The following is a 2,212-nucleotide window of genomic DNA, read 5'->3' as shown; positions in this document are numbered from 1 at the left end:
ACACCGCGTGGTTCTCCACGAGCCAGGTCCGCCACTCCTCGACCGACTCAGGGTGGATGCGCGGTACCTGGTCACCGCCCGCGTCCCGTTCAGTCATGCGACGACCATACCCGCGTCCCGCGCCGCCCGGGTCGGGGGAGGGGTCAGGAGGGCGGAGCGAGGCCGAGGCGCGGGTAGAGCGCGGCGAAGCCGGCGTCGAGGCCTCCGTTCAGCGCCCCCACTTCGTGCCCGACGCCGGGGATCTCGGCGTATGACGCGGTCATTCCCGCGGCCTGGGCTGCGTCGACGAGCGTCCGTTGCCCGGCGGCGACGCCCGGGTCAGCTGCGCCGGCAGTGAAGATCGCGAATGTCCCCGGGTAGCGGTGCCCGGCGAGAAGGTTCACCGGCTTCTGCGCGTCATAGGCCGCCTGGCTGCCGCCGAACACGTCGTTCAGGGTCTGGTCCTGGATCTCGGAGCCGGGGAATGACTCGCCGGAGATGTCGATCACGTTCGACCAGATGTCGGGATGCTTGGCCGCGAGGGAGATCGCGCACTGGCCGCCATTGGAGAACCCGGCGATCGTCCAGTACCGGTGGTCGTGCGTCACGTTGAGGTTCGCGGCAGCCCAGCCGACGACGTCCCTGGTGAGGAAGGTCTCCGCGTTTCCGTACCTCGCGGTGTCGAGGCACAGCGGGTCGACGGAGGGATCGCCCAGCTGGTCGGCGACGACGACGATCGGCGCGAGACCCCCGTGCTGGGAGGCCGCACGGTCGAGGCTCGCCGCGACGTATTCCGGGTCGGGGTTGCCGGGCTGGCCCAGCAGCATGATCACGAGCGGCAATGCCGGCGCGTCCGGGACGAGCGCCGCAGGGGGCAGGTAGATTCCGGCCGGCCGGGAGCGGAATCCGGAGACGGTGTTCGGGATCACCTGGCTCCCGGTGTTTCCCGCGGCGGGGATGTCGGCGGGTGGATTCCACGTCTGCCAGAGGGCGCGGCCCGTCCGGTCAGGGTTGGGGTCGGCTCTCGAGCCAGGGTGGGAGCCGGTGCCTGCGACCGGGGTCGAGCGTGGCGCTGCCGGATTCAGTGCGATCGGCGGCAGCACGTTCACCCCGAGAAGCGCGCCGAGGGTGCGGTCAAGGCCATAGCCCGCATTGATCCCGAGCGCCCCCGTCGCGACGAAGAGCAGCACCGATGCGGCGGCGAGGCTCCGGCGTGCCGGCCGCGTCTTCCACAGGTTCACGAGTGCGATCCCGACGGCGGCGCAGGCCGCGCCGAGCCACGCGTACGCCACGGGCACGAGGCCCATCCCGAACACGTTGAAGACCCGCACCAGGAAGAACCAGAGGAGCACAGCGACAACGCCTCCGGAGGCGACCGCGACCGCGACGGTCATGAGCCAGCGCGGGGTCGGTCGTCGGGCGAGAAGGAAGACCACGGCCGCGCCGGACAGGGTGTACGCGCCGACGATGACGGGGCCGTGCAGGATATCCGTGCGCAGGAGCGCCTGGAGGGCGTCCACGCCTAGCCGAGCCCGAGTCGGCTGGCGAGCACGCCGAACGCCTCGGTGAGTCCACCGCCCAGCGCCTCGAAGGAGTGGCCCTCGCCGGGCACCTCGTAGTACGTCACCGCCACCCCCGCAGCCCTGGCCGTTCCGCTCAGATCCTTCAGCCCCGGTTCCATCACCGAGTCCTCCGAGCCGACCGTGAACACGGCCGTGGTGTCAGGGTAGCGGCTCCTGCCCAGCAGCGTGGCCGGTTTTGTCGCGTCGTAGGCAGCCTGGTCACCCCCGAACACGTCAGCCAGGACCTCCGGCTCCGTCTCGAGTCCCGCATACACCGTGCCGGAGGCGTCGATGAGGCTGCCCCAGACCTCCGGGTACCGGAGCGCGAGCGACAAGGCGCACTGGCCGCCGTTCGAGAACCCGGCGACGGTCCATGATTCGCGGCCGGCCTCGATGTTGAGGTTGCCGCGCGCCCAGGTGAGAACGTCCTCCTCGAGGTACGTCTCGACCCGGCCGTATTCCGCCGTGTCGAGGCACAGTGAGTCGACATCCGGGTCGCCCAGCTGGTCGGCGACGAGCACGATCGGGGCGAGGCCGTTGTGGGCGGCGGCGAAGGCGTCGAGCACGGATGCGATCGGGCCGGCGTCCGGATCGCCCGGCTGTCCCATCATCATCAGCACGAACGGCAGGGCTGGGGCGTCGGGGACGAGCGCGGCCGGCGGGAGGTAGAC

General features: G+C 71.0%; 2 protein-coding genes. Both read right to left on the bottom strand.

Annotated elements, in window-relative coordinates; all coding sequences use genetic code 11:
* Window positions 1-143 precede the first annotated feature (143 nt).
* Entirely contained in the window at window positions 144-1,499 is a 1,356-nt protein-coding gene (locus QN345_RS18165) for an alpha/beta hydrolase (protein WP_134449212.1), read from the bottom strand.
* Between the two features lie 2 nt (window positions 1,500-1,501).
* On the bottom strand, window positions 1,502-2,212 hold a 711-nt coding region (locus QN345_RS18160), incomplete at its 5' end, for an alpha/beta hydrolase (RefSeq protein WP_323509022.1).

The organism is Cryobacterium sp. 10I1 (assembly GCF_035019805.1).
GTDB lineage: Bacteria > Actinomycetota > Actinomycetes > Actinomycetales > Microbacteriaceae > Cryobacterium > Cryobacterium glucosi.
Note: the sequence above shows the minus strand (reverse complement) of the source record. Positions and strands in the feature narration are given on the sequence as shown.